The organism is Streptomyces sp. NPDC055506 (assembly GCF_053643595.1).
On sequence record NZ_JBSHKH010000006.1, the window covers coordinates 67,514 to 84,569 of the forward strand.

A 17,056-nucleotide genomic window follows, 5' to 3' on the forward strand; every position below is an offset into this window, starting at 1 on the left:
CCCCCGGCCTGGAGGCCCCTCTCAATGACGCAGACGACGACAGACCGTCCCGCCGGCAGAGCGAGCGGGGCCGTGGTCCCGGTGCTCGCCTTCGCGGGCATCGTTGTCGCGGTGATGCAGACCCTGCTCGTCCCGGTCATCAAGGATCTGCCGCAACTGCTGGACACCGACCCCGGCAACGCGACCTGGGTCCTGACCTCGACCCTTCTCTCGGGTGCGGTGGCCACCCCGATCATGGGCCGCCTCGGCGACCTCTACGGCAAGCGGCGCATGCTGATCCTCAGCCTCGCCGTCATGGTCGTCGGCGCGCTGCTCAGCGCGCTCACCAGCGATCTGCTGCTCATGATCACCGGCCGTACGCTCCAGGGCTTCGCGATGGGCGCGATCCCGCTCGGCATCGGCCTGATGCGCGACATGCTGCCCCGGGAACGGCTCGGCTCGGCGATGGCCCTGATGAGCTCCTCCATAGGCGTCGGCGGCGGCCTCGCCCTGCCCGCCGCCGCCCTGGTCGCCCAGCACGCCGACTGGCACGCCCTCTTCTACGGCGCCGCCGGCCTCGGTGTGCTCTCCATCGTCCTGACCCTCCTCGTCGTACCGGAGTCCCCGATGCGCGCCGAGGGCTCCTTCGACCTGCTGGGCGCGCTGGGCCTGTCCGCCGGTCTCGTGCTGTTCCTGCTGCCGATCACCAAGGGGAGCGACTGGGGCTGGACCTCCGGCACCACGCTCGGTCTGTTCGGCGCCGCCGCGGTCGTCCTGCTCCTGTGGGGCGTGATGGAACTGCGCCTCAAGGCCCCGCTGGTGGACCTGCGCACCACGGCCCGCCCGGCCGTCCTCTTCACCAACCTCGCCTCGATCATGGTCGGCGTCTCCTTCTACGTCGTCTCCCTGGTCCTGCCGCAGCTGCTCCAGCTGCCGACGTCCACCGGCTACGGCCTCGGCCAGTCGATGGTCGTCGCGGGTCTGCTCGTCGCGCCGCTCGGCCTGACGATGATGTTCACGGCGCCCGTCTACGCCCGGCTGTCCGCGAAGTACGGCCCCAAGGTCACCCTGATCCTCGGCCTGCTGATCATCGCGATCGGCTACGGCGCCGGCCTCGGCCTGATGAGCGCCGCCTGGCAGAGCCTGGTCATCGCGGTCCTGCTGGGAGCGGGTATCGGCCTCGCCTACTCCTCGCTGCCCGCGCTGATCGTGGGCGCGGTCCCGGCCTCGGAGACGGGTGCGGCGAACGGCCTCAACACCCTGATGCGTTCCATCGGTACGTCGGTGTCGAGCGCCGTGATCGGCATGGTGTTGGCCAACACCGCGAACAACGTCGGCGGGGTCGCGATCCCGACCATGCACGGCTTCCGGGTCTCCTTCCTGATCGCGACCGCCGCGGTCGCCGTGGGCCTGCTCTTCGCCCTCTTCCTGCCCGGCCGCCGCCCGGCCGCGCACCCGCAGCTGCGGGCGAGCAGCGAGGAGGACGCCAACCTGGAGCACGCCGAGGCCGTCCTGCGCGGCTTCCGCGGCCGGGTCCTGGACGCGGACGGCGCTCCGGTCGCCCGTGCCAAGGTCACGCTGATCGACCGGCGGGGCCGCCAGGCCGGCGCGACCCTCTCCGCCGAGGACGGCAGCTACGCGCTCACCGTCCCCGACCGGGGCTCCTACGTCGTCGCCGCCCGGGCCCCGGGCCACGCGCCGCTCGCCTCGTCGGCGACCCATTCGGGCGACGACCGCCCGGTCGACCTGGACCTGCCCCTGCCGGGCGAGACGGTCCCCGCCTGACCGCCGCCCTGCTACTCCGCTACTCACCGGTACCCCCTGTCGTGCGTCGGCAGGGGGTACGGCACGATGGGCGCCCATAGCCGTCGTACGACCGGAAGGACCCCCATGCCGCCCGCGGCCCCGAAGCCCGAGATCCTGGTCGCGTTCGAGGCGGCGAAGGGGTTCATGCCCGTGGACGAGGGGCTGGCCCTGTACGCGGCGGCGGTGGAGGCCGGGCGGCTGGGGCTGCCGTTGCTGGAGGTCGGGACGTACTGCGGCCGGTCCACGATCCTGCTCGCCGACGCGGCCCGTGAGGCGGGGGTGAGCGCGCTGACCGTCGACCACCACCGCGGCAGCGAGGAGCAGCAGCCGGGCTGGGAGTACCACGACCCCGAGACGGTCGACCCCGAGATCGGCCTGATGGACACGCTGCCCACGTTCCGCCGGACCCTGCGCAAGGCGGGCCTGGAGGACCACGTGGTGGCCCTGGTCGGCCGCTCCCCGCAGATCGCCGGGTTCTGGCGCACTCCCCTGGCCCTGGTCTTCATCGACGGCGGCCACACCGACGAGCACGCCACCGCCGACTACGAGGGCTGGGCACCGCACCTCGCGGAGGGCGGCCTGCTCGTCATCCACGACGTCTTCCCGGACCCCCAGGACGAGTTCACCGGCCAGGCCCCGTACCGCGTCTACCTCCGCGCCCTCGCCTCCGGCGCGTTCACCGAGACCTCGGCGACGGACTCCCTGCGCGTACTGCGGCGTACCGGCCCGGGTATCTAGGCGAACGGCTGGCCGGGTGAACCGAGCCCCCCGTGCCCCCTCCCGGTCGGCCCACGGGCGGCGTGGCGTGGCGTTTGGGGGGCGGTTGCTGTTCGAGGATCCGGGCGCGTGGCACACACCATCGCATTCGCAGAGCTCGTGGAGAAGCAGCGTGCGGCGGACGAGGCGCACGCCCGTATGCGGAAACTGCGGGACGCCTACGGTCCGCCCACCCAGACCAAGTGGAGCGACCAGCAGACCACGACGTGGGAGACCGCCTGGCGGGCCTGGCGGGACCTCGCCCGTGACGTACAGGCGGCGGTGACCGCGTACGCGAAGCAGGAGGACACACCCCGCCAAAAGGTCGAGGCGGAGGTGAAGGATGCGGTACGGCACGGCGACCCGGGCACTCCCGGGGCCGGGCCACCGCCCAGCGCGTGAGCGCTGTCGCGCCGACACACGACGCGAAGTACGGACCGCAGATCGCAGCCCCTCGCTCTATGCAGCCGCTCCCCGGACGGAGGCACCCGGCACACGCTTCACGCGCATGAGGTCGGGAGCCTCCGCCGTCACGACTCCGGACAATTTAGGTGAAAGGGCAAGGCCTCAACGTGCCGGACAGGAAGGTGAGGTTGCCGACGTATACCCACCCCATGTCGTCGTCGAACTGTTCCCGCCCGTAGTACCACATGTTGCCGTGAATATTGCTCTCATAGCACCATGCGTAGAATTTTCTGCCCTCAAGCGCGAACTTCCCATCCTCGCAGGCCGAGTAGGGACCCTTCTTGAGGGGGAGCGTCTTCTTGAGCCGGAAGACTCCGCTGGAATTGTTGACCTTTATGGCGTTCGACCAGCAGTAGTCGTCCGCACTGGCACTCGACGCATTGATGCCCACGAGAGACACCCCCATCAGAGCGCCGGTGGCCAGAAGCGACGCAACCCGTTTCGTGAACTTCACGCAACCCCCGCAATCTTGATGATGACGTGTACGCGCTAACATTAGCTCGCCCACAGGGCAATCGCACGCACTTTCGAGTCAAGTTGCGACGTGAGGGCAGTCGGAGCCCGCCGTAAGCTGACAGGCGTGTCGCACACGGACCCGGACTTCGAACCTCCCCAGCCCCGCCGCCCCCGTCGCGGCCCCCTGGCCGTCGCACTCGCTGCGTTGGTGCCGGGGGCGCTGCTCGGCTGGCTGGTATACGAGACGGCCGGCGACTCGGGGGACGACGGGGGTTCGGGGCGGGCGAGCGTGCGGCCCTCCGCGCCCGCCGCATCGAGCACGCCCTCCGACGACGCCAAGAAGCCGAACGCCTCCCCCGAGCCCACAGACGCCCCGTCGGCGTCGGCACCCGCCGCCTCCGGCCCGCTCAAGGGCAAGGTCGTCGTCATCGATCCAGGCCACAACCCGGACAACTTCCAGCACCCGTCCGAGATCAACCGCAAGGTGAACATCGGGACGAACTGGAAGGAGTGCGACACCACGGGTACGTCCACCAACGACGGTTACACCGAGGCCGAGTTCACCCTGGACGTCGCGCACCGGATGCGCACGCTCCTCGAGGAGCAGGGCGCCACGGTGAAGATGACGCAGGACGCCGACCGGCCGTACGGCCCGTGCGTGGACGAGCGGGCCCGGATCGGCAACGAGGAGAAGGCCGACGCCGTGGTCTCGATCCACGCGGACGGCTCGGGCACCGGCAACCGCGGCTTCCACGTCATCCTGCCCGGCGCGGTCCACGCGGGCTCCGCCGACACCCGCGCGATCGTCGCTCCCTCGCGCGATCTCGGCGAGCGGGTCGCGGGCCGCTTCGTGGCCGTCACCGGCAGCGCGCCCTCCAACTACATCGGCGACGGCTCCGGTCTCGTCACGCGTAAGGACCTGGGCGGTCTCAATCTGTCAACGGTTCCGAAGGTGTTCATCGAGTGCGGCAACATGCGCGATAGCAAGGACGCGGCATCACTGACCAGTGGCGCATGGCGACAGAAAGCGGCGCAAGGGATCTCTGAGGGGATCGCGGGGTTCCTGAACAGGTAGAAAGTTGCACTGGTTTCGACAGCGACCACACAGCCCTGCCATGCGCATGCTCAGTTCTTCCTCAAGTTGATTGCATATGCGTACGAAAGCTTGATCAACTTGCTTCGACCAGAGGTACTCACGGCCTCCAACGAGGAACGGGGAACACATTGAAGCGTCGTACAGCCCGGTTCGGAGCGATGGCCGTCGCTCTCACCGCATGCCTTGCGGGCACCGCCGCCACAGCCCAGGCCCAGCCGGTATCACTCACCACAGAGGCCCATACGGTCAGTGCGGCCGGAGCGCCCTTCTACCCGTACGGCAAGCTGGTGCACGTCAAGTCCCTCGGAACGAAGTGCGGCAAGAAGCCGCTCGCGAAGGCGTCCGGCCCGGGCGGCACCAGGATCGGCATATCCGAGACCAAGTCGGTCAGCACCACTCTGTCGAAGAACATCGGGGTGACCACCGACGTCATCAGCGCGGGTGTCGGCTGGGACGTACAGAAGAGCCGCAGCATCACAGTCAGCGGAAGCAGGGAAGTCTCTCGCGGCAAGCACGGAACGCTGACCGCTTACGCCAAGTACAGCGGCAAGAAGTTCGACATCTATGACAAGGTCCGGTTCAAGATTGTCGAGAAGAACAAGACAGCCTGGAAGCCGATCGGCGTCTGCTTCACGTACTCGGAGAAGTAACGGCGTGTAGGAACTGTCACCCGCATGGGTCAGAGTCGCCCGCCGGGCTCCCGGCGGGCGACGTTCTCGCAGGAGACGCAGTATCAGCCGTTGATCCCGGGCAGACACCTCTGCCGAGCGGGGGATACCCTCATCCGTACCATGAGGGGCCACCCCCGCGCTTCCCACCACGCCCTCGCGGCGCCACGGTGACAGCGGCGCCTCCACCGACGACGAGACGACTGGCGAAGGAACTGAAGTGAATATCCGCTCCCTCACTCGGGGCGACGGCGTGGTGATCGGAGCAGCGGTGTTGCTGTTCATCGCGTCGTTCCTCGACACGTACGACACCTCCGGCAGCGACATCCCCAACGCCTGGGACAACCTCGGCCTGGTGATGAGCATGTACGTCGGTGGCATCATCGGTGCGGCCTTGATCGTCCTCTCCCGCCTCCTCCCGGAGCGCAAGGTCGTCGGCCTCGACCTCGGCCAACTCGGTGTCGCGCTCTCGCTCTTCGCCGCATGGACTTCGCTCTGGACGATCTTCGACCCGCTGGGGGCATTCAGCGACAACCTCGGTGGTGCGGATGTCAGCGCGGGTTCCGGTCTCATCTTCGGCCTGATCGCTGCTCTTCTGCTCGCCGCCGCCGCCATCGCCACCCCCCTCGTCCCGGCCCTCAAGGGCGCCCTCCTCCCGGCCCCCCGCCCGGCCGCCCCGCAGCTCTACGGTGCCCAGCCCCCCGGTGGCTACGGCTACCCGGGCGCCCAGCAGCCCGGCGGCTACGGTCACCCGCAGCCCGGGCAGCCGGGTCAGCCCGGCCAGCCCGGTCAGCCGGGGCAGCCGTTCGGTGGTCAGCCGCAGCCGCAGCAGGCGCAGGCGCCGCAGGCACCGGCCGGGGACTTCTCGCCGTTCTGGTTCGCGGTGCCGGTGCCGCGTCCGCTGTTCGCCGAGGACGGTTCGCCGACGCCGATCGCCGAACTCGCCCCGGGTACCTGGTACCTGGCCGTCGAGCAGCGCGGCCCGGCCCTGGTCGCGCAGACGCAGGACGGCCGCCGCGGTGTCCTTCAGGACACTTCGGGCATCCAGCGCGGCTGAGCCCACGCCCCCCTTCACGGCCCCTCGCCCTTCCGGGCGGGGGGCCGTTGCCGTACAGTCGTCGCCCCAGTCGGCTGACGCACCGTCAGGAGGCAGGTATGCGGCTCGGTCTCGCACTCGGCTACTGGGGCCGCGGCCCCTCCCCCGACCACGTACCGCTCGCGCAGGAGGCCGAACGGCTGGGCTACGACTCGGTGTGGACGGCGGAGTCCTGGGGCTCGGACGCGTTCACACCGCTCGCCTGGATCGCCGCCCACACCTCCACCATCAAGCTGGGCACGGCGGTTGCCCAGATGGCGGCCCGCCCGCCTACCACCACCGCGATGCACGCCCTCACCCTGGACCATCTCTCCGGCGGCCGCATGATGCTCGGCCTCGGACTGTCCGGCCCCCAGGTGGTGGAGGGCTGGTACGGCCGCCCGTTCCCGGCGTCACCGCTCACCGCCACCCGCGAATACGTCGACGTCGTACGGCAGGTGCTCCGCCGCGAGGCCCCGGTCGAACTGCCGGGCCGCTTCCACTCCCACCCGTACCAGGGCCCGGACGCCACCGGACTGGGCAAGCCCCTCAAGCCGATCACGCATCCGCTCCGCGCCGACCTGCCGGTCCTGCTCGGGGCGGAGGGCCCGAAGAACGTCGCCCAGACGGCCCGGATCGCCGACGGCTGGCTGCCGCTGTACTGGTCGCCGACCCGGCCGGAGGTGTACGGCCCGGCCCTGGCCGGCCTGCCCGAGGGTTTCCTGGTCGCGCCGATGGCCCAGGTCCGGGTCTGCGACGACGTCGCCGAGGGCCTGCTGCCCGTCAAGATGATGCTCGGCTTCTACATCGGCGGCATGGGACACGCGGCCCGCAACTTCCACGCCGACCTGATGGCGCGCATGGGCTATGAGGAAGACGCCCGCCGCATCCAGGAGCTGTTCCTCTCCGGCCGCCGCGAGGAGGCCGTCCGCGCCGTCCCCGACGCCTTCGCCGACGAGATCTCCCTGGTCGGCCCGCGCGAACGGATCGCGGAGCGGCTGGAGTCGTGGCGCAAGGGGCCGGTGACGGACCTGCTGGTGCTCAGCCCCGACCGCCACACGCTGCGCGTACTCGCCGAGTTGAACGCCTGAGCGAATCCACGGGTTTCATCCAGAGTTCAAGGGCAACACGGATGACATGTCCCCTCGATATCGCAACGGTGCGAATCAGGCCGGCACGATCGTCGCGGTCGTGGCCGACATCATGGCTCTCATCCTGGGTCTGTGGATCCTGATGTATCTGCTGGACGCGAACCCCGGCAACTCGTTCGTCCAGTTCATCCACGACGCGGCCCGCTGGCTCGCCGGCTGGTCCCACGACCTCTTCACCTTCGACGAAGCCTGGGCCCGAGTGGTCTGCGGCTACGGCTTGGCAGCGGTGGTCTACCTGTTCGTGGGCCACGCGATAGCCAACAGGGCCCATCGCCACTGAAATCGCCTTAAGGGGCTCGCCCTTCAGGGGCGCGGGGCCGTGTCGACATGCGGCTCCGCCGCGTGGGCGCGACAAGCCACACACAACCCGCGCCCGCAAAACCGGCGAGCCCCCCGAGCTCCTAGGCGCAGCAGTCCGAGTCCAGCCCCACGGGCAACTCATCCCCACCGAACACCTGGCACGTGGCCTCGTGTCCACCCAACGCGGCCACGGCCAGCAACAACGACCCCGCGGTCCACGTGGTCAACTCCCGCGGCCAGATCGCGTCATCGTCGAAGACGTACCCCGTCCAGTACAGCCCGCTCTCCGCGTCCCGCAGATGCTGGATCGACTGCAGCACCTCCAGCGCCCGGTCGGACTCGCCCATCGCCCACAGCGCGAGGGCGAGTTCGGCCGACTCACCCCCCGTCACCCACGGGTTGGGCACGACACACCGCACCCCCAGCCCCGGGACGACGAAACGCTCCCAGTCCTCCTCGATACGGGCCTTGGCCTCGGCCCCGGTCAACGCACCCCCCAGCACCGGGTAGTACCAGTCCATCGAGTACCGGTTCTTGTCGAGGAACCGCTCCGGATGCCGCCGTATCGCATGCCGCAGGGCACCGGCCGCCAACTCCCAGTCCGGCTGCGCCTCTTCGCGCTGCTCGGCGATCGCCAGCGCGCACCGCAGGGCGTGGTGGATCGAGGAGCTGCCCGTCAGCAGGGCGTCCGCCGTGTCCGTGCCGTCGTCGTCGCGCCGCCAGCCGATCTGCCCGCCCGGCTGCTGCAGGCGCAGCACGAACTCCACCGCCGCGTACACCGCCGGCCACATCCGCTCCAGGAACGTGTCGTCGCCGGTGGAGAGGTAGTGGTGCCAGACGCCCACGGCGATGTAGGCGACGAAGTTGGTCTCCCGGCCGCGGTCGGTGACGTCGCCGGGCTCGCCGTCGGCGTAGGCCGCGTACCAGGAGCCGTCCTCGTTCTGGTGCCGGGCCAGCCACACGTAGGCCCGCTCGGCGGCCTCGTGCTCGCCGGCCGTGTCGAGGGCCATGGCCGCCTCGACGTGGTCCCACGGGTCGAGGTGGTGCCCCCGGAACCAGGGGATCGCACCGTCCTCGCGCTGCACGGCGAGGATGCCGGCGACGGTCGCGGCGGCCTGCCCTGCGGTGAGGACCCCGGGCAGGACCAGATGTTCCGTCCGGGGAGTGGTCACTGGGCGTCCGCCCCGGCGCCGGAGAGACGCGGCAGGTGCGGCTTGGTCGCGTACGCCACGAAGCTCTTGCCGATCAGCGGGTTCAGCGCCTGCTCGGCGACCCGGGTGGCCAGCGGCTTCTTCATGATGTCCCAGACGAGGAGCTTGTGGTACGCCCGCACCGGCAGCGCCTTGTCGTTGTCGACGCCGAACGCGCACTTCAGCCACCAGTAGGGCGAGTGCAGCGCGTGGGCGTGGTGGGTGCCGTAGGGCTTGAGGCCGGCCTCGCGGATGCGCGCCAGGAGTTCGTCGGCCTTGTAGATGCGGATGTGGCCGCCCTCGACCTCGTGGTAGGCGTCGGACAGGGTCCAGCAGACCTTCTCGGGGCCGTAGCGCGGGACCGTGATGGCTATCCGGCCGCCGGGCTTGAGCACCCGCACCATCTCCGCGAGGACGCCCTTGTCGTCCGGGATGTGCTCCATCACCTCGGAGATGATGACGACGTCGAAGGACTCGTCGGGGAAGGGCAGCGCCAGGGCGTCGCCCTCCATGGCCGTGGCGGTGGCGCCCTCGGGTGCCTCGCCGGCCTCCTTCATCGCCGCGAACCACTTGGCGACCTCGCGGATCTCCTCGCCGTTCTGGTCCAACGCCACGACCTGCGCGCCACGCCGGTAGCACTCGAACGCGTGCCGGCCGGCACCACAGCCGAGGTCCAGGACGCGGTCGCCCGGGGCGAGCGGGAACCGGGAGAAGTCGACGGTCAGCACGTGGCCCTGCTTTCGGAGTTGACGCCTTGTACATCTGTGGGAGCCGCGGACACCGCACCCGTGGGAGCCGCGGGCTCAGCCCCTGTCGAGGCCGCGGGGCGGTGGGTCCCGGAGTCTCCGTCGTCCGCTGCGGAGCGGCCCGCAACGGCGCTCTGGGACCTGGCGATCGCCTCGCGGTACCTGGCCACCGTGCCCTCCGCCGCCCTGGCCCAGGTGAAGTGCCGCAGCACTCGCTCCCGACCGGCCGCTCCGAGCCGCGCGCGCAGCTCCGCGTCGTCCAGCAGCCGGCCCAGACCGGCGGCCAGCGCGCCCGCGTCCCCGGGGGGCACCGCCAGGCAGGTCTCACCGTCACGGCCCGCGACCTCGGGTATGGCGCCGCCGGTCGTGGCGAGCAGGGGCGTGCCCGTCGCCATGGCCTCCGCGGCCGGCAGCGAGAAGCCCTCGTAGAGCGACGGCACGCACGCGACCTGCGCCGAGCGCACCAGGTCGACGAGTTCGGGGTCGGAGATGCCCTTGACGAAGTCGACGGCGCCGTCGAGGCCGTACCGCTCCATCGCCTGGGCGACGGGCCCCTCCGAGGGCCGCTTGCCGACGACGACGAGGTGCGCGCCGGGGTGCTCCGTGCGCACCTTGGCGAGCGCCTCGACCAGATGGACCAAGCCCTTGAGCGGCACGTCCGCGCTGGACGTCGTGACGATCCGGCCCGGCACGACGGGCACCGAGGGATCCGGCGAGAACAGGTCGGTGTCGGCGCCGATGTGGACCACATGGATCCGGTCCTGGCGTACGCCGAGGTGGTCGACGATCTCCTGGCGGGATGTGCCGGAGACGGTGAGCACGGAGGGGAGCCGGCGGGCGACGCGCTTCTGCATGCGGGTGAAGGCGTACCAGCGGCGCACCGACAGGCGCCGCTTCCAGCCGTCCGCCGCGTCCAGCTCCAGCTGCCGGTCGACGGTGATGGGGTGGTGGATCGTGGTGACGAGGGGCGCGCCCACGTCTCCCAGCAGCCCGTATCCGAGCGTCTGGTTGTCGTGGACGACGTCGAAATCGCCCCGGCGGGCACGCAGATGGCGGCGGGCGCGCAGCGAGAACGTCACGGGCTCGGGGAAGCCGCCGGTCCACATGGTCGCCACTTCGAGCACGTCGATCCAGTCGCGGTACTCGTCGCGCTTCGGGGTGCGGAAAGGATCCGGCTGGCGGTAGAGGTCGAGGCTGGGCAGCTCGGTGAGGCTCTGGCCGTCGTAGCCCTCGTCGAGGACGGGGTAGGGCTGGGCACCGATGACCTCGACGCGGTGGCCGAGGCGGGACAGTTCGCGCGAGAGGTGCCGGACGTAGACACCCTGGCCGCCGCAGAACGGGTTCCCTTTATAGGTGAGGAGCGCGATGCGGAGCGGTCGCAAGCCGTCGGCGGCGGGGTCCTCCGAGGGCCCGGCCTCCCTGGCCTCAGCGGTCACTCTGGCCCCCTTCTCCCTGCACTGTCCCGCGAGATTACGCCGGGACGCTAATCTAGAACAAGTTTCAGACTTGATCGTTCGGAGGCTCTGAATCTACCGGCAGGTAGGGGCGCTGTGACCAGTGGATCAGGTGATTCACGCCACGGCCGGTGCCGTGCCATGCTGTCTGATCACCAGCCCTCACGGACCGTCACGGAACGGGACCCGAGCCCCGCGGAAGCCAAGGTGAACACAGTGGCCAAGGTGGAAGCCAGAGCCGCAGCCCCCGCCTCCCCTCCCCTCACGGAGCGGCAGGAGGCCCGCCGTCGCCGCATCCTGCACGCGAGCGCGCAACTGGCCAGCCGGGGCGGTTTCGACGCCGTGCAGATGCGCGAGGTCGCCGAGTCCTCGCAGGTGGCGCTCGGCACCCTCTACCGCTACTTCCCCTCCAAGATCCATCTGCTGGTCGCCACGATGCAGGACCAGTTGGAGCACATGCACGGCACGCTGCGGAAGAAGCCGCCGCAGGGCGAGTCGGCGGCCGAGCGGGTCGCGGAGACGCTGATGCGGGCCTTCCGCGCACTGCAGCGCGAGCCGCATCTGGCCGACGCGATGGTCCGGGCTCTCACCTTCGCCGACCGCAGCGTGAGCCCGGAGGTCGACCAGGTCTCGCGGCAGACGACGGCGATCATCCTGGACGCGATGGGTCTCGAGGACCCGACGCCGGAGCAGCTCTCGGCGGTCCGGGTCATCGAGCACACCTGGCACTCGGCGCTGATCACGTGGCTGTCGGGCCGCGCCTCGATCGCCCAGGTGCGGATCGACATCGAGACGGTGTGCCGGCTGATCGCCCTGACGAATCCGGAGGGGCAGGGGCCGGAAGGGCAGAAGTAGGACCTACGAGACGGGTTCCCTTCGCCGGCATGGTCCGGATCAGGTAATGGGGGTCGCCTTCCGTTCGCTCGGCCTCTCGACCTTGCGTCCTTCCGGCCTCTCAGCCCTACCGTCGCAGTCGGCACCGGCGGAAACCCATACCTCCTGGTTTCCTGCCAACGTCGGCTACTCCGGTCGGACTCCCTCACTCGCCTCGTAGGCCAATTCCAGGCTAGAACTTCTGCCCGCAGAAGGAACCCCCTTATGCGAGATTTTTCCGAATTGTTCCGACTGGTGGATCATAAGAGGTAAGAGCGACTGCTGGGACATACCGGACGTGGAGGTGTCCTCATGTCGAAGTACCTCTTCAAGGTCAAGCTCACCCCGGAAGGGCTGAAGGGTCTGCTCAGCGAGGGCGGCAGCGCGCGGCGTGAGGTCGTCGGGCGCATGGTCGAGGGCCTCGGGGGCCAGGTGGAGACGATGTACTGGGCGTTCGGCGACGACGACGTCTACCTCACGGCGGAGCTGCCCGGAAACACCTCCGCCGCGGCCATGAGCATGGTCGTGTCGGCCGCCGGCGGGGTGCGCACGCGCACGGTCGTACTCCTGTCGGCCGACGAGGTCGACGAGGCGGTCCGGCAGAAGGTGCAGTACCGGCCCCCCGGCGCCTGACCCCCGCACCGCCGGGCGGGCGGCGGGCGGCAGGCGGCAGGCGGCAGGCGGCAGGCACTATTCCTCCGGCGGGAAAACCGCCTCGCCGCCACCCCCCAGCGTGATCACGATCGCCTCCACCGGGCAGCTCTCCGCCGCCTCCAGGACCCGTTCGTTCGCGTCCGTGTCCGGGGCGAGCGGATGGGACTGGCGGGCCGGGTCCAGGCGGAAGCCGTCCGGGGCGTGGTGGACGCACTGGGCACTGCCGATGCACAGGGAGCGGTCGACCTCGACGTGCCAGCGGTCGCCCATCGCTACGCTTCCGCCGGGAGATGGATCATCTTGTGCTCCAGGTACTCCCCGTACCCCTCGGGTCCGAACTCCCGCCCCAGGCCCGAGTTCTTGTAGCCGCCGAAGGGGCCCAGCATGTCCAGGCTGAAGGTGTTCACGGAGTACGTGCCCGTCCGGACCTGCCGGGCGATGTCGATGCCGTGCTCGACGTCCGCGGTCCAGACGCTGCCGCTCAGCCCGTAGTCGGAGTCGTTGGCGATCTTCACGGCGTCGGACTCGTCGTCGTAGGGCAGCAGGCAGATGACGGGCCCGAAGATCTCCTCGCGGGCGATGCGCATGGAGTTGTCGACGTCGCCGAAGAGGGTGGGCTCGACGTACCAGCCGCGGTCCAGACCGGCCGGGCGCCCGCCACCGGTCAGGATCTTCGCGCCCTCCTCCTGCCCGATGCGGATGTAGTCGAGGTTGCGCTGCTGCTGCCGCCTGGCGACGAGCGGGCCCACCTGGGTGGCGGGGTCCAGCGGGTCGCCGACCACGAGCGCGCCGGCCGCCGCGGCGAGGGCGTCGGCGAACTCGTCGTAGCGGGAGCGCGGGAGCAGGATGCGGGTCTGGGCGACGCAGGCCTGGCCGTTGTTCATCCAGGCCGCGGGGGCGATGCCCGCGACGGCCGTCTCGACGTCCGCGTCGGGCAGGACGACGGCGGCCGACTTGCCGCCCAGTTCGAGCGTCACACGGGTGAGGTTGCGGGCGGCCACCTCCATCACGCGCTTCCCGGCGGCCACGGACCCGGTGAAGGACACCTTGTCGATGCCGGGGTGCCCGACCAGGTACTCGCTCACCTCCCGGTCGGCGGGCAGGATCGAGAGCACGCCCTCGGGCAGCCCGGCCTCGCGGGCGATCTCGCCGAGCAGGTACGCGTCGAGCGGCGACTCGGGCGAGGGCTTGAGGACGGCCGTGCAGCCGGTGAGCAGCGCGGGGGCGAGCTTGGCGGCGGCGACGAACTGCGGGACGTTCCAGGGCACGACGGCCGCGACGACCCCGACGGGCTCGCGCCTTACGAGGATGCGGCCGAGCACGCCGTCCCGCCGCTCCTCGTAGGTGAAGTTCCGGGCGACGGTGATCGCCGAGTCCCAGACCATCACCGCGCCGAAGGCCTGGGCGAGGACGCTCCAGGAGTACGGCGAGCCGTTCTGGCCGGAGATCACGCGGGCGATCTCCTCGTGCCGGGCGACGATCCCGTCCTTGATCCGGCTCACGACCTCGATCCGCTCGTCGAGGCTCATGCGCGGCCAGGGCCCCTCGTCGAAGGCCCGCCGTGCCACCCCCACGGCCCGGTCCACATCGGCGGTCGAGGCGTGCGGGACGCGTCCGATGACCTGTTCCGTGTGCGGCGAGATCACCTCGATGACGTCCTGGCCCAGGGGGTCGGTCAACTCCCCGCCGATGAACAGCTGTCCGTGTTCCACGAGTTCGGTCATGGCCGACTGCCTTCGCATCTGACGGTGTTTCAGGAACTGATACCAGTTCTAGTTATAGTGGGCAATGGCCGTGGGACGGACGGAGGGCAGATGACAAGCAGCCAGGACCGGGAACCCACACCGGCGGTGTACGACCACGGCGGAGGCGTTCGGTCCCTGCGGGTCCCCATCCCGGACAACCCGCTCGGCCACACGCTCGTGTACGTCGTCGAAACCGACCAGGGGCCGGTGCTCGTCGACACCGGCTGGGACGACCCGGAGTCCTGGGACACCCTCGCGTCCGGCCTCACGGCGTGCGGCACCTCGGTGGCCGAGATCCACGGCGTGGTCATCACCCACCACCACCCGGACCACCACGGCCTGTCCGGCCGGGTCCGCGAGGCGTCGGGCGCGTGGATCGCGATGCACGCGGCGGACACCGCGGTCGTACGACGGACCCGGGACGCCCGTCCCGAGCGCTGGTTCTCGTACATGACGGCCAAGCTCACCGCCGCCGGAGCCCCCGAGGAGCACATCGCCCCGCTCCGCACGCCCCGGCCCCACGCCCTGCCCGGCCTCTCCCCCGCCCTGCCCGACCGCGACATCGCCCCGGGCGAACTCCTCGACCTCGCCGGCCGCCGCCTGCGCGCGATCTGGACCCCGGGCCACACCCCGGGCCACGTCTGCCTGCACCTGGAGGAGGACCACCCGGCCCGGCTGCCCGGCCACGGCCGCCTGTTCTCCGGCGACCACCTGCTCCCCGGGATCACCCCGCACATCGGCCTCTACGAGGACCCCGACGACGCCACCGTCACCGACCCCCTCGGCGACTACCTCGACAGCCTCGAACGCGTGGGCCGCCTCGCCCCCGCCGAGGTGCTCCCGGCCCACCAGCACCCGTTCCCGGACGCCCCCGCCCGCGTACGCGAACTGCTCGACCACCACGAGGCCCGCCTCACCGCCCTGCGGTCCCTCCTCGCCGAGCCCCTCACGCCCTGGCAGCTCGCCGAACGCATGGAGTGGAACCGCCCCTGGGACCGGATCCCCTACGGCTCCCGCAACATCGCGGTCTCCGAGGCCGAGGCCCACCTGCGCCGCCTGGTCAAACTGGGCCGGGCGGAGACGGTACCGGGGAGCGAGCCGGTGCGGTACGTGGCGGTGTAAGCGCGCCTGCGCGACCGTCCGGGCCGGGTGCTACAACCAAGTCCATGGACCCCATGGACCCCATCGAGCGCCTCCTCGCCGAACGCGCCTGCGAGCGCCTGATCCTCGACTTCGTCCACCGGCTCGACCTGGGCGACCCCTCGTCCGTCGCCGAGCTGTTCACCGAGGACGGCGTCTGGCAGTGGCCGCGGGACGGACGCCTGATCAAGGGCCGCGACGCCCTGCGCGCCTACTTCGGCTCCCGCCCCGCCGACCGGCTCTCCCGTCGCATGATGTCCAACGTCCTGGTCACGGTGGAGTCCCCGGACACCGCCGGGGCGATCTCGTACTTCACCACGTACCGCGTCGACGGCTACGACGGCGGCGTCATCCCGGCCGGGCCGCCGGTCCAGGTCGGGCACTACGAGGACGTCTTCCACCGGGTCGGCGGCGTCTGGCTGCTCGCTTGCCGGAGTCTTCACCTGCCCTTCGGCGGTCCCACACCGCGGTCGAACTCGCCTTTGGCATAAGCGGGATGGGGTCAGGGCAGGGCCTCTAGGATGAACGAGCCGCGGCGCCCCCACGCGTGCGGCGTTGCGTACCACCGCAAGGAGACATGCCCATGGGCACGGAAGAGGCCGCTCGAACGTCGCCCTTCAGCGGAGTCCTGGACGGGAGATCCGCCGGGCCCATGGTCCCTCGGCTGGCGCTGGGCGCCCGGCTGCGCAGGCTGCGGGACGCCCGAGGCATCGGCAGAGCGGAGGCGGGTGATGTCATCCGTGCCTCCCCCTCCAAGATCAGCCGCATGGAGGCCGGCCGCCACGGCTTCAAACTGCGGGACGTCGCCGACCTGCTCACGCACTACGGCGTCACGGACGAGGCCGAACGCGCCACGCTGCTGGCGCTGGCCGAACAGGCCAACACCCATGCCTGGTGGCAGTACTACAGCGACGTGGTGCCCTCCTGGACGCAGAGCTACCTCGGCGCCGAGCAGGCGGCGAGCGTCATCCGCTGCTTCCAGATACAGCGCGTCCCCGAACTGCTCCAGACCCCCGACTACGCGCGTGCCGCCGTCCGGCTCGCCCACGCCGGCGCCGAAGCGCGGGAGGTCGAGCGCCGGGTGGCGTTGCGGATGACCCGGCAGCGGATCCTGCACCGGCAGCCGGGCGCGGCCCAGCTCTGGGCCGTGATCGACGAGGCGGCGCTGCGGCGCCCGGTGGGCGGGCCGGAGGTGATGCGGGCCCAGCTCAGGCATCTCATCGAGGTCTGCCGGCTTCCGCAGGTCACCGTCCAGATCCTGCCGTTCCTCTCCGGCGGGCACGCCGCGGAGGGCGGTCCGGTCACCATTCTGCGGCTGCCCGGCGGCCAGTTGCCCGACGTGGTCTACCTCGAGCAGCTCACCACCGCGCTCTATCCCGACAAGGCGGCCGACATCGAACGCTACTGGGACGCCATGAACCGGCTGGTGGTCGAAGCCGAGTCACCGGACGAGACTCCGACCATCCTGCACCGCATACTTCAGGAGACCTGAGCCGGGCTCC

At 70.7% G+C, this 17,056-nt stretch carries 19 protein-coding genes; 13 read left to right on the forward strand and 6 right to left on the reverse strand.

Annotated features, from left to right (window positions below):
* The first annotated feature begins 24 nt into the window (after positions 1 to 24).
* The 3 genes from ACWIF2_RS04200 to ACWIF2_RS04210 all read left to right on the forward strand — a co-directional run bounded on the left by ACWIF2_RS04200 (position 25) and on the right by ACWIF2_RS04210 (position 2,943).
* Positions 25 to 1,764 (forward strand): MFS transporter, encoded by a 1,740-nt coding sequence (locus tag ACWIF2_RS04200; RefSeq protein ID WP_454358495.1) that lies wholly within the window; start codon positions 25 to 27, stop codon positions 1,762 to 1,764.
* Positions 1,765 to 1,869: 105 nt separating this feature from the next.
* On the forward strand, positions 1,870 to 2,523 hold the full coding sequence (locus tag ACWIF2_RS04205) for a class I SAM-dependent methyltransferase (RefSeq protein WP_454358496.1): 654 nt from the start codon (positions 1,870 to 1,872) through the stop codon (positions 2,521 to 2,523).
* Positions 2,524 to 2,631: 108 nt separating this feature from the next.
* Positions 2,632 to 2,943 (forward strand): hypothetical protein, encoded by a 312-nt coding sequence (locus tag ACWIF2_RS04210; protein ID WP_454358497.1) that lies wholly within the window; start codon positions 2,632 to 2,634, stop codon positions 2,941 to 2,943.
* A 145-nt stretch (positions 2,944 to 3,088) separates the two neighbouring features.
* On the opposite strand, the gene ACWIF2_RS04215 is transcribed toward ACWIF2_RS04210, so the two are convergent.
* On the reverse strand, positions 3,089 to 3,460 hold the full coding sequence (locus ACWIF2_RS04215; RefSeq protein WP_454358498.1) for a hypothetical protein: 372 nt from the start codon (positions 3,458 to 3,460) through the stop codon (positions 3,089 to 3,091).
* Between the two features lie 126 nt (positions 3,461 to 3,586).
* On the opposite strand from ACWIF2_RS04215, the gene ACWIF2_RS04220 reads away from it, so the two are divergent.
* The 5 genes from ACWIF2_RS04220 to ACWIF2_RS04240 all read left to right on the forward strand — a co-directional run bounded on the left by ACWIF2_RS04220 (position 3,587) and on the right by ACWIF2_RS04240 (position 7,732).
* Positions 3,587 to 4,537: an N-acetylmuramoyl-L-alanine amidase gene (locus ACWIF2_RS04220; protein ID WP_454358499.1), complete on the forward strand. Its 951-nt coding sequence runs from the start codon at positions 3,587 to 3,589 to the stop codon at positions 4,535 to 4,537.
* A 179-nt stretch (positions 4,538 to 4,716) separates the two neighbouring features.
* On the forward strand, positions 4,717 to 5,208 hold the full coding sequence (locus tag ACWIF2_RS04225) for a hypothetical protein (RefSeq protein WP_454358501.1): 492 nt from the start codon (positions 4,717 to 4,719) through the stop codon (positions 5,206 to 5,208).
* A gap of 238 nt (positions 5,209 to 5,446) precedes the next feature.
* The gene (locus ACWIF2_RS04230) at positions 5,447 to 6,283 is read left to right on the forward strand and encodes a DUF5336 domain-containing protein (RefSeq protein WP_454358502.1); all 837 of its coding nucleotides are present in this window, start codon (positions 5,447 to 5,449) and stop codon (positions 6,281 to 6,283) included.
* 98 nt (positions 6,284 to 6,381) lie between these two features.
* On the forward strand, positions 6,382 to 7,392 hold the full coding sequence (locus tag ACWIF2_RS04235) for an LLM class F420-dependent oxidoreductase (protein ID WP_454358503.1): 1,011 nt from the start codon (positions 6,382 to 6,384) through the stop codon (positions 7,390 to 7,392).
* 46 nt (positions 7,393 to 7,438) lie between these two features.
* Positions 7,439 to 7,732: a hypothetical protein gene (locus ACWIF2_RS04240; RefSeq protein ID WP_175432264.1), complete on the forward strand. Its 294-nt coding sequence runs from the start codon at positions 7,439 to 7,441 to the stop codon at positions 7,730 to 7,732.
* Between the two features lie 121 nt (positions 7,733 to 7,853).
* Here ACWIF2_RS04240 and ACWIF2_RS04245 read toward each other — a convergent pair whose 3' ends face one another.
* From ACWIF2_RS04245 to ACWIF2_RS04255, 3 genes are read right to left on the reverse strand one after another with little or no spacing between them, the layout of a single operon-like run.
* Positions 7,854 to 8,924 carry a prenyltransferase gene (locus tag ACWIF2_RS04245; protein ID WP_454358504.1) on the reverse strand — a complete coding sequence of 357 codons (1,071 nt, stop codon included), beginning with the start codon at positions 8,922 to 8,924 and terminating at the stop codon, positions 7,854 to 7,856.
* The gene (locus ACWIF2_RS04250) at positions 8,921 to 9,670 is read right to left on the reverse strand and encodes a class I SAM-dependent methyltransferase (RefSeq protein ID WP_382499613.1); all 750 of its coding nucleotides are present in this window, start codon (positions 9,668 to 9,670) and stop codon (positions 8,921 to 8,923) included. The genes ACWIF2_RS04245 and ACWIF2_RS04250 overlap by 4 nt, the downstream gene beginning before the upstream one ends.
* Positions 9,664 to 11,124: a glycosyltransferase family 4 protein gene (locus ACWIF2_RS04255; protein ID WP_454358505.1), complete on the reverse strand. Its 1,461-nt coding sequence runs from the start codon at positions 11,122 to 11,124 to the stop codon at positions 9,664 to 9,666. The genes ACWIF2_RS04250 and ACWIF2_RS04255 overlap by 7 nt, the downstream gene beginning before the upstream one ends.
* Positions 11,125 to 11,283: 159 nt before the next feature.
* Here ACWIF2_RS04255 and ACWIF2_RS04260 point away from each other — a divergent pair, with 159 nt between their 5' ends.
* Together ACWIF2_RS04260 and ACWIF2_RS04265 are read left to right on the forward strand one after the other, a co-directional pair.
* A complete protein-coding gene (locus ACWIF2_RS04260; RefSeq protein WP_454358506.1) occupies positions 11,284 to 11,997 on the forward strand; it encodes a TetR family transcriptional regulator in 714 nt (237 codons plus the stop codon).
* Positions 11,998 to 12,327: 330 nt separating this feature from the next.
* The gene (locus ACWIF2_RS04265; RefSeq protein WP_454358507.1) at positions 12,328 to 12,648 is read left to right on the forward strand and encodes a GYD domain-containing protein; all 321 of its coding nucleotides are present in this window, start codon (positions 12,328 to 12,330) and stop codon (positions 12,646 to 12,648) included.
* 57 nt (positions 12,649 to 12,705) lie between these two features.
* Here the strand turns inward: ACWIF2_RS04265 and ACWIF2_RS04270 are convergent, their stop codons facing one another.
* Together ACWIF2_RS04270 and ACWIF2_RS04275 are read right to left on the reverse strand one after the other, a co-directional pair.
* Positions 12,706 to 12,939 carry a ferredoxin gene (locus ACWIF2_RS04270; RefSeq protein WP_382499620.1) on the reverse strand — a complete coding sequence of 78 codons (234 nt, stop codon included), beginning with the start codon at positions 12,937 to 12,939 and terminating at the stop codon, positions 12,706 to 12,708.
* A 2-nt stretch (positions 12,940 to 12,941) separates the two neighbouring features.
* On the reverse strand, positions 12,942 to 14,393 hold the full coding sequence (locus tag ACWIF2_RS04275; RefSeq protein ID WP_454358508.1) for an aldehyde dehydrogenase: 1,452 nt from the start codon (positions 14,391 to 14,393) through the stop codon (positions 12,942 to 12,944).
* Between the two features lie 90 nt (positions 14,394 to 14,483).
* Here ACWIF2_RS04275 and ACWIF2_RS04280 point away from each other — a divergent pair, with 90 nt between their 5' ends.
* The 3 genes from ACWIF2_RS04280 (at position 14,484) to ACWIF2_RS04290 (ending at position 17,046) form a co-directional block, all read left to right on the forward strand.
* A complete protein-coding gene (locus ACWIF2_RS04280) occupies positions 14,484 to 15,536 on the forward strand; it encodes an MBL fold metallo-hydrolase (RefSeq protein ID WP_454358509.1) in 1,053 nt (350 codons plus the stop codon).
* Between the two features lie 53 nt (positions 15,537 to 15,589).
* Positions 15,590 to 16,045 carry a nuclear transport factor 2 family protein gene (locus ACWIF2_RS04285; protein ID WP_454358573.1) on the forward strand — a complete coding sequence of 152 codons (456 nt, stop codon included), beginning with the start codon at positions 15,590 to 15,592 and terminating at the stop codon, positions 16,043 to 16,045.
* A 92-nt stretch (positions 16,046 to 16,137) separates the two neighbouring features.
* Positions 16,138 to 17,046: a helix-turn-helix domain-containing protein gene (locus ACWIF2_RS04290; RefSeq protein WP_454358510.1), complete on the forward strand. Its 909-nt coding sequence runs from the start codon at positions 16,138 to 16,140 to the stop codon at positions 17,044 to 17,046.
* Positions 17,047 to 17,056 lie beyond the last annotated feature (10 nt).

Excerpts from the sequence above, each read along its gene's own strand:
- ACWIF2_RS04200 (WP_454358495.1), top strand. The coding sequence starts at position 25 with ATGACGCAGACGACGACAGACCGTCCCGCCGGCAGAGCGAGCGGGGCC.
- ACWIF2_RS04205 (WP_454358496.1), top strand. The coding sequence starts at position 1,870 with ATGCCGCCCGCGGCCCCGAAGCCCGAGATCCTGGTCGCGTTCGAGGCG.
- ACWIF2_RS04225 (WP_454358501.1), top strand. The coding sequence starts at position 4,717 with ATGGCCGTCGCTCTCACCGCATGCCTTGCGGGCACCGCCGCCACAGCC.
- ACWIF2_RS04235 (WP_454358503.1), top strand. The coding sequence starts at position 6,382 with ATGCGGCTCGGTCTCGCACTCGGCTACTGGGGCCGCGGCCCCTCCCCC.
- ACWIF2_RS04240 (WP_175432264.1), top strand. The coding sequence starts at position 7,439 with ATGTCCCCTCGATATCGCAACGGTGCGAATCAGGCCGGCACGATCGTC.
- ACWIF2_RS04260 (WP_454358506.1), top strand. The coding sequence starts at position 11,284 with ATGCTGTCTGATCACCAGCCCTCACGGACCGTCACGGAACGGGACCCG.
- ACWIF2_RS04265 (WP_454358507.1), top strand. The coding sequence starts at position 12,328 with ATGTCGAAGTACCTCTTCAAGGTCAAGCTCACCCCGGAAGGGCTGAAG.
- ACWIF2_RS04270 (WP_382499620.1), bottom strand. The coding sequence starts at position 12,939 with ATGGGCGACCGCTGGCACGTCGAGGTCGACCGCTCCCTGTGCATCGGC.
- ACWIF2_RS04275 (WP_454358508.1), bottom strand. The coding sequence starts at position 14,393 with ATGACCGAACTCGTGGAACACGGACAGCTGTTCATCGGCGGGGAGTTG.
- ACWIF2_RS04280 (WP_454358509.1), top strand. The coding sequence starts at position 14,484 with ATGACAAGCAGCCAGGACCGGGAACCCACACCGGCGGTGTACGACCAC.
- ACWIF2_RS04285 (WP_454358573.1), top strand. The coding sequence starts at position 15,590 with ATGGACCCCATCGAGCGCCTCCTCGCCGAACGCGCCTGCGAGCGCCTG.
- ACWIF2_RS04290 (WP_454358510.1), top strand. The coding sequence starts at position 16,138 with ATGGGCACGGAAGAGGCCGCTCGAACGTCGCCCTTCAGCGGAGTCCTG.